General features: G+C 69.1%; 1 protein-coding gene. It reads left to right on the top strand.

Annotated features, from left to right (window positions below; genetic code table 11):
- Positions 1 to 600, top strand: a 600-nt coding sequence (locus AC4FQ5_RS19750) for a short chain dehydrogenase (protein WP_491146281.1), incomplete at its 5' end; no start/stop codon positions are given.
- Between the last annotated feature and the right edge of the window lie 83 nt (positions 601 to 683).

Below are 683 nucleotides of genomic sequence, written 5' to 3'. Positions count from 1 at the left end.
ACGATGAGAAGTCTTGTGATCGGTGCGACGGGGACGATCGGAGTGGCGGTCTCGGCGCTCCTCGAGGAGCTCGGCCACGACGTCGTCGGGGCCTCACGAGCGGGCTCAGCGAGAGTGGATCTGACCGATCCCGCGTCCGTCACCGCGCTCTTCGCCGAGGTCGGTCGAGTCGATGCCGTGGCCGTGGCAGCGGGGAGCGTTCCATACGTCCCGCTCGCCGATCTCACACGGTCCGACATCTCGACGGGCATCGAGGGGAAGCTCCTCTCGCAGATCGGTGTCGTCTTGAGCGGGACGCGGAGCGTGAACGACGGAGGCTCGTTCACCCTCATCACCGGCGTGCTGGCGCAAGACCCGATCCGCACCGGTGCCGTGGCGTCGACCGTCAACGGTGCTCTCGAGTCCTTCGTCTCTGCCGCGGCCGTCGAGCTTCCCCGGGGCATCCGCATCAACGCCGTGAGCCCGACGGTGCTGACCGAGTCGCTCGACACGTACGGGTCCTTCTTTCCCGGCTTCCGCTCCGTCCCGGCCCGCGAGGTCGCGGCGGCCTACCTCCGTTCGATCGCGGGTGCCGACACGGGACGCATCTACCGCGTGTGATCTCGCGCTGCCCGGTCAGCGCGAGATCGTGCCCGTGAGGGCGGCGAGCGGGCGAAGCAGGATCGGTCGCGCGAGAAGCCAGG

This window comes from Chryseobacterium sp. DT-167 (genome assembly GCF_058310155.1).
The sequence above is the reverse complement of the archived record's forward strand: the minus strand, read 5'-3'. Positions and strand labels throughout refer to the sequence as shown.